This window comes from Calditrichota bacterium, from assembly GCA_016867835.1.
In the GTDB taxonomy this organism is placed as follows: domain Bacteria; phylum Electryoneota; class AABM5-125-24; order Hatepunaeales; family Hatepunaeaceae; genus VGIQ01.
In genome coordinates this window covers 23,366-31,308 of the sequence record VGIQ01000021.1, presented here as the reverse complement: position 1 = coordinate 31,308, position 7,943 = coordinate 23,366, and the positions used below count along the sequence as shown (strand labels likewise).

At 58.9% G+C, this 7,943-nt stretch carries 5 protein-coding genes; all 5 read right to left on the bottom strand.

Annotation, left to right across the window (positions count from 1 at the left end):
• Nucleotides 1–1,307, bottom strand: a 1,307-nt coding sequence (locus FJY67_03870; GenBank protein MBM3328597.1) for a hypothetical protein, incomplete at its 3' end; no start/stop codon positions are given.
• A 184-nt stretch (nt 1,308–1,491) separates the two neighbouring features.
• Nucleotides 1,492–2,883: a hypothetical protein gene (locus FJY67_03865; protein ID MBM3328596.1), complete on the bottom strand. Its 1,392-nt coding sequence runs from the start codon at nt 2,881–2,883 to the stop codon at nt 1,492–1,494.
• Between the two features lie 104 nt (nt 2,884–2,987).
• On the bottom strand, nt 2,988–5,042 hold the full coding sequence (locus FJY67_03860) for a tetratricopeptide repeat protein (protein MBM3328595.1): 2,055 nt from the start codon (nt 5,040–5,042) through the stop codon (nt 2,988–2,990).
• A gap of 147 nt (nt 5,043–5,189) precedes the next feature.
• The gene (locus FJY67_03855; protein ID MBM3328594.1) at nt 5,190–6,686 is read right to left on the bottom strand and encodes a TolC family protein; all 1,497 of its coding nucleotides are present in this window, start codon (nt 6,684–6,686) and stop codon (nt 5,190–5,192) included.
• The gene (locus tag FJY67_03850; GenBank protein ID MBM3328593.1) at nt 6,679–7,929 is read right to left on the bottom strand and encodes an FtsX-like permease family protein; all 1,251 of its coding nucleotides are present in this window, start codon (nt 7,927–7,929) and stop codon (nt 6,679–6,681) included. The genes FJY67_03855 and FJY67_03850 overlap by 8 nt, the downstream gene beginning before the upstream one ends.
• Nucleotides 7,930–7,943: the final 14 nt, after the last annotated feature.

Genomic DNA, 7,943 nt, shown 5'->3' with positions numbered 1-7,943 from the left:
CATACGAAATCTGATGTGTTCCTAAAGGTCAGTCCCCTTACGAGCATCGTGGTATCCTGCCCGCCTGTGATCCATGCGGCCGTATAATAGCCAGTTCCATCGAGGATCGTCTCCTCCGGTCCCGACTCGCTGACCAGGGACACGTTCTTGTCAAAGAACTGGAGTTGTTCTCGATAGGTTCCCGCCCTCACCCTCACCGTATCTCCATCCACGCTGGCATTGATAGCGCTCTGAATCGTATCATAGTTGTCCGGCACCCAGATGACCTTGTGGTTGTCCACCGTCAGCCCGATTGGCTCGCTCCGCCCTGCATTTTTTGCGCTGTCCCAAGCCCAGATTTCGATGATATGCCTTCCGTTTGTCCATCTCCACGTGTTTCGCTCGACCGTGTATATGTTGTCTTCCTGCCCGGCAAGAATGGCATCGACCACGCCATCCACGATGACCTTGACGCTGTCGATCTCGCTCTCATCCTCCACGCTAAACTCCAGCACAATCGTATCCCGGACGATGCTGCCCGGCGCGGGCGTGATCCACCGGATCCGCGGCGGCGTCCGGTCGTCGGGCGGCGGAGGATCGGGCTGGTTCTTCACCCGCACCAAGAGCGCTTCGCTCCAGCCGAGATTGCCGGCCTCGTCGAACGCCTTCACCTGCATCATCCATACCCCGTCGGAATACTCTGCGGTCCGCCAGACCAGCCCCGTATCGGCAAACGCACCCGCGAGCGCCAACCCTGCGTAACGCCCCCCGTTCAAAAGCACCTCCGCCGACGTTAGTTCCCGGTCGTCCATGATCTGGAACCGCAGACTGACATCGCCCGAGAGCGTGTCACCGGCTGCGGGTTCGACCCAGCTGACTATTGGAGGCCGCACGTCCGGCGCCGGCTCGTCGGTACGGTTCTTCACCCGCAACAGGAGCGTTTCCGAGAGGCCCCGATTGCCGGCTCTGTCCCATGCTATGGCCTGCCAGAGGTGCACGCCGTCGGAGTCAGAGGTGGTGTCCCAGAGGTATGATATTTGCCCGTGCTGGATTCCGGCTTCCGCCGGAATGATGCGGATGGGTGCACCGTCCTTCAAGAGGCGGATCGAATCGACGCCCGAGGAGTCGAAAAAGGCCAATTCGATCCGGACGGTGTCAGTGATAACAGAACCGCCCGCTGGACGGACGAACCAGACTTCCGGTGGAGTCCGGTCTATGGCGGGCTTGACGGGCGGCGGGTTGGTGATGTAGGTCTTGTCGGTGCAGGCAAATAGTAGCCCGACAAGGGCAACCGCAAATGCCTTAGTGGGCAGTCGATAGTTTATCATCCCTATGCTCACAGAATATGGTATCGTCCAGTGGGACAGGCATTGTGGTATCGTCCAGTGGGACAGGCATTGTGGTATCGTCCAGTGGGACAGGCATTCCTGCCTGTCCTTAAGACAGACAGGAATGCCTGTCTTACCAATTGTCTATCTGTAGCGCAGTTTAATAATTTGTAACATTTTTCTTCTATCGCTTATTGTTTATCGAAGCAATCAGCCCGGCAATTTGATCGGGAGACAGCGTCAATTTATTACAGGCATCGGCAAAGGCGTCGGCGCGAGAGACTGGACTTAGTCCTTGGGAAGTCGCTTTGAGCGAAGCCAACTGCCGCAGTTCCGGCTGCGTCTCAAGGACCAGACTAAGTTCGATCCGCACCAGATGCTGACGACCTTGAACTCCGACGATCTCGCGGGACTCGATTTCGCGGACTTCGGCACGAGCCATCAGCCCCCCCCCATCGGAAACGGTGTGACCGGCGTCAGTGATCGCACGAACGATTTTGCTGCGAACCGCCGGCAGGTCCTGCCCAATTTCGCTGCGAACCAGAACCGCCACCTTCTGCGGTGTGACCTTTCCAACGCGATAGGTGAATCCGACTCCCTTCGACTGCAGTGTGGTCGGGAGGTTCTTTAGCAGGGGGCTACTTCGATTCACTTTCAAAACCGGTTCGACCCTCAGAACTGATTCGCCGCTTCCAACGACGATTCCATTCAACCGCGCCAAGCCTTCGACATCGGTCTTGTTTTGATCGATAACTTCGCCATCGTGCCGGATCAGTTCGAGCGGCATCCCCGGCACTGGCATAGGTGAGCCCGGTGCCTTATAGGTCGCTGTGACCCGGACGACCACCGGTTCCGGCAACAGACGACCGCGCTCGACCTCCTGGCCATCGCCGGAGATGCGTTCGATTTGCAGACCTGTCGAAAGTGCTCGCACCGTTTGCATTAGTATCTGATTCAGGCCAGGTCGCTCGAGAGAGTGCGGTAACTCCGCACCTTTTAGACTGAAGTATAGCCGCTCCTGGGCTTCGACGTCGATTTCGGCAGGCAATGATTCATTCAAGATGCCAAGGGCTTCGATCAACAGACCACGTCCAGCCAGGCTGTCGGCAAACTGAACTGACTGATCCAATGCAGCCCTTCGGGATCTAATATCCCGGGCTAAATTTGCGGTGTGGCGCTCCCGATCAAGGTAGCCGAATGCATAATGGACGCCTCCAGACTCCGCCGTCCGGAATACTTCGACTCCGGAGAGCGTCGCCTTGGCTGCGCTGCGTATCGCCGACTCAAATTGCCCGGTCAGTTCCTCGGACTCGCGACTCAGTCGCGACGTTTGCACATTATGCAGATCGGCTTCGATGTGCACTTCGATCTGCCGCGCAATATCGGCAATCGCAGCATCGACCGCACTCTCCCGGGTTGCACCTGAACCGATACCTACGAAGCCGAAATCGGACGAATACTCGCGATACCGCCGGGAGTGCACCCATTCGGGCGTTCCCGCATCACCGCGGAGGGAATTGGTTTGCGGCGCTGGAGCGCATGCGGCCAGAGTCAGGATAATGAACAAGTATCGCATAGAACGAAAGGCAGAAAATGCAGACGCATTCCCGTCTGCCCCGATACTCGACACTTGACACCTGATACTTGACACTTTACACTCTTCGCATTTCACATATCACTTCACTCTCCCTTCTTGGCTTTCAGTTGCTCGAGGCGTCGCAGATAGGCTTCGTTAGTCGGGAACTTCTCCAGAAGTGCCTGATAGACTTCGATAGCCCGTGCCCAATCGCCTTGCGATGCGTAGAGTTCGGCCAGGGTCTTGGTGGCGATCTTAGCCTTTTGTTTCTCTTCCTCAGGCGGCTTCGCAGCGGATGGCATTGACTTGGAAGTCGGCTTCTTCGCGGTAACACTCCTGGCAACCTCAGCCAGCCGCTTGCGAGCCTCAGTTTCACGTGCCTTCACCTCGGGTGGAGGCGCAAGCGGCTCCTCCTCGATGAGAGGTATCGATTGCGCTTCCTCTATTGCAGGGGGCTCCACCGGCGGAGCGGAGAAATCGGTCGCTTCAATGGGCGACGACTGCAGCCCAGCCAGTCGGGCGACAGGCTCTTCAGTTGCACTCTCCGCCTCCGCTTCAGCATCGAATCCGGTTGCCGACTCGATGGCTGACATCAACGGCGCGGATTCGCTGACCGCGTGCGATTCCGGCTTCGACTCCATGATCTCGTCGATAGGCGAAATGAGCACCGGCCGGGGAGGTGTCGCTTCCGCCGATGCTTCGACAACCGGCTCGGAAGGCGGCTCATCGGAAGGCGGAGCCGAAGGCTCAATTACGGTCCTGCGCGCCTTCAAGAGCCTCACTATGGGCGCCTCGTCACGAGCCAGTCCAAATGCCTCTTCAGGTGCCGATGCCGCTACCGGTGCAATGAACTCTTCAGGTTGAGCCGGCTCCGGTTCAGGCTTGAAATCTGAACGGCGTGGCTTGAGGTCTGTCAAAGGTGGTCGGGCGACGGTTCGAGCGGGAGGGCGATCCGGAAGTTTAGGGAGTGCCAATTTTCCCGGGAGAGGCAGTAGCCGGTCTGACTCTTCACCAGACTCTTCTGCTCCAACTGTCGACGGACGAGACGGCTGGGCACCGATTCTCTGCAGGAGTGTGGAACGTATATCGGCTGATGGAGGACGAATCGGCTCACCGGATGCAGGCGGCCGCGCAGCCGTAGAACGTGGCTCATCGTCAGCCAGGGATGGGGGCTCAGGCGCCGGAACGTCGGGCGGCTCCGGCTCCGGTTCCGACTCGCGGAATTGGGAAGATGCGGCAATCTGCTCTTCCGCCACCGGTTCAAAGTCCTCGATCTCACCTCCGGATGCCGAGTCCTCGTATTGATCGTCAGGAATCTCGACCAGTGGTGAGCCTGACTGGCCGGCTATGGCATCAGCCCAGGAGACCCGGACGATGGTGCCGCCATCAGATTCATCAGGTTCCGGTTCCTCATCGCCGGGAGTGATCGGAGTGCGAAACTCCTCTGCGGGCGGGACGATTGGCCGTCCAGTGCGAAAGCCAATCTCCTCTTTTTCAACATCGATGCCGTCCCAAGCCAGTTTAGGGCGCTCCCGGGAGGTTGCCGGTGGCGGAGGCGATGCAGCAGCAACCGATTCGGTGGCAACTACAGGTGCCACGACAGGGCTATCCGACGTAGAAAAACGCTCGCTGCGACGGGCCAGTTCGGGCGGAAGCAACCCGGCTCTTAGAAGTTCCTGGCGCAGCGACTGGGGCGTAAGGCGAAGGACATCCTGTCGCCGAAAGTGGCCGCTCTCAAGGGCGGTTTTGCGCAGCAACGCAGTCTGATAGCGGATCTGGATGTTGTCGTCGAGGGCGTCGAGTTCGGCCAATGCTCGGAGGTGTTCAAGCAGGCCAATGTCGTCCTCCTCCTCCAGCGCGATGTCTATGCAGTAGTGGTGCGCGGCAGGATTTGACGGATCGATTTTGAGTGCCTGCTCGAAGGCCAGCCGCGCCAGTTTGGTTTGTCGCAATTGGCTATGGAGGTAACCCTTGACGACCCAGCCGGCAGCCAGGTCGGGGTGCTCTTTCAGCCCCTCAGCGAGGATTTCTGCAGCCGGCTTCGGTTTGCCTAAATGTAGGTAATACTCAGCAAGACGGGGAAACAGTAGCGGATGCTGAGGCAGAAGTTTCTGCAGTGCCGCTGCCTTGCGGGATAGGTTACGAGATGGTGCAGACATTGAGGAACTCTAAAGGCAAGTTACTAATTCTAATGCTACTGCAATTTATGAAGATAATGACAATGATAAGCAGAGTTCTTGCGATCTGGTCGATAAAAGCGTCAACAGCCTCGTGAAAGCGATTTATCATTAGCATTATCATTATCATCAGTCATCGGTCATTCGGCGCAGATTTTCGAGTGCCAGTTCGAGGTCGATGCGGGCTGAGAGGAGATCGCGCCTCGTGCGGGTAAGATCGAGCTGAGCGTCAAGCAGTTCGCGCGATGATACCAGTCCGGCTTCGAAACGGGCACTCGTGATCTTGAAGGATCGCTCTGAGAGGTCAAGTGCTGCGGCGGCGATCCGGCATCGGTCACGGACTCGATCGAGTCTGCGGAGAGCTTCCCGCTGCTCGGCTTCGACCCGGGAGCGTGCATCGCGGCTGGCGATCTCGGCTGCGCGCTGCCCGGCGCGAAGCGCTTCGATCCGGTAAGAGGTCGAGCCAAAGCCATAGAGCGGCACTTCGAAGTGCAGGAAGACTCCAGTATTGCGAGTCGAAGGCAGATCGAGCGAGTCTAACGACCGACGTCGCGAATCAGTCTCGTAGAAGAGCGAGAGATATGCCCGGATGCGCGCTTGACGAACGGCTGCGCGGGTCTCTATTGCGCTTCGCTCGAGTGCAAGTTCCGAGCGGGTTACTTCGAGCCGATTGTCAACGGATACGGGAACCGGCGCGTCGTCCGGGATTTCGTCCGAAAAGGCAAAGTCAGGCTGTATGATGCGTCCGTCAAGGGGCATACCCAGTGCCAGTTTCAATTGATCTTCAGCCGCCCTGACGGCGCCTTCGCTATTGCGATAGGAAGCCTCCCGGCGGGCGACATCGACCTCTATCTGCAACACTTCAACTTCGGGGATGAGACCCGCGTTCAACTTGCGCTGGGCTAAATCGGCCGCGTCGCGGCCGGCAGCGAGGTCCCGTTCGGCAATAGCCAGTTCCTCTCGAGCCGAAACAAGGCCGTAGAATGCGCCTGCGACATCATACCGAACCGACCGCATCCGAAGGGTGTGATCGATGCTTCCGGTGGCGCGGCCTATCTCGGCAGTTCGCTTCAAGCGACCGGTCGGGTTGCCGTCGAAGAGCGGCTGCGTCAGATCGACCCGGTTTGCGAGCGAGTAGTCCGTGAACCTGATCGCGCCCTCGGGATGATCCCAGAACCAAAACCTCCGGTATAGACGCGATGAGACGTCCAGCGACGCGCCCCAGGGAAGTTCCTGCGAGAGGCTTAGTCGGCCCTGATTGCGACGCTCTTCGGTCGGGATCTGGGTCAGAACATTGGTGCCTGTTTCGGGGTCGTAGATCAGACGCTCATCGATAGACTTCCACCAGTTGGGAGTATCTCCGGTTAGGCGAAGTTGTGGCAGCAGGCCGCCCCACGTCGCACGATAGGTCGCCTCAGACGCTACGGAGTCGAATCGAGCCTGCGCGGCCGATGGACCAAGTTCATATGCTGCCCGAAGCGCCCCGTCGAGAGTCAGTCGAAGCGTATCGGCAGCCATCGCCGAAGGCAAAAGACTATAGGTAAAAGGTAGGAGGCTGACTGCCGAGAGAAATGTTCCGAAAAGTCCGGCTTTATGCTTGAGCCAGCGCGCTGATGCCCTATTCATATCGCAGCGCCTCAATGGGATCAAGCCGGGCGGCTTTACGCGCCGGAAAGTAGCCGAAAATCACCCCCACTCCAGCGGAAACGCCCGTCGCAACGAGCACCGCCCAGAGCGAAACCGCGGTCTCCCACCCGGCATAGGCCGCGATCGCCTTCGACAGACCGAGTCCCAGTCCTACGCCTACGATTCCCCCGAAGAGCGATAGCATCACCGCCTCATAAAGAAACTGCCGCCGGATGTCGGATTGACGCGCTCCGACGGCTCGCCGGACGCCGATCTCGCGGGTTCGTTCAAGCACCGATGCGAGCATGATGTTCATTATCCCGATCCCGCCGACGATAAGCGAAATCGAGGCGATAGTTCCCATTACGATGTTGAATATTCGCTGCGTCGCCTGATGCTGTCGCAGGAGTTGCTCCGGCACTATCACCTGATAGTCCCCGGCCGCACGATGACGGCGTTCGAAGATGCGCTCGATTAAACGGGAAGCACTGCTTAACTGTGCCGGGTCGTTCATTCCGACTACAATCCGCGAGACCTCCCCGAAGGCCGCGGTCGGCGGCGAGCGCTTTAGCGACGCCGCGAGCGGAACATAAAGGTCGCGGTTCTCGTCACGCAGTTCGATGCCCTCGATGTTGCCCCCCTGGGTCGGCCGCCGGTCGGCTACGCCGACTACGGTTACAATGTAACTCCCAATCCGCACCTGTTTGCCTACCGGATCTTCGAGCGGGAACAACTCACGACGCGCTCCCGCGCCGAGGACGCAGACCCGCTGAGCGGTGGACTCGTCGGCGTCGGACAAAGCCCTTCCACCGGTGATCCGGATGCGGTATAGATCGAAGAACTGAGGACTCGTCGCAACAATCTTCAGTTTCGCCGAATTCGAGCCGGCTATCACGTTAGCGTCGGTCATTCGCAGCGGCACCACATGGCGGACATCCGGCACCACCGCGCGGATCGCTTCGCCATCGGCAAGGGTTATTCCCCTCGGATTCTTCTCCAGCGCCTCCTTGCGCACCTGGGCATCGTCGAATTTCACCTGATCGACGATGATATTCGACGCACCCATCAAGTCGATCATTCTCAACGCTTCGCGTCGGGCGCCTTCACCGATTGAAGCCATTCCGATGACGGCGGCAACCCCAAATATCACCCCCAGTGCCGTTAAGCCGGAGCGGAGCCGGTGCGACCGGAGGCCGTCCCACGCCGCAGCGAGTTGTTCGAGGTGCAGAACCTTACCTGTCATAGGGAAAACTGCAT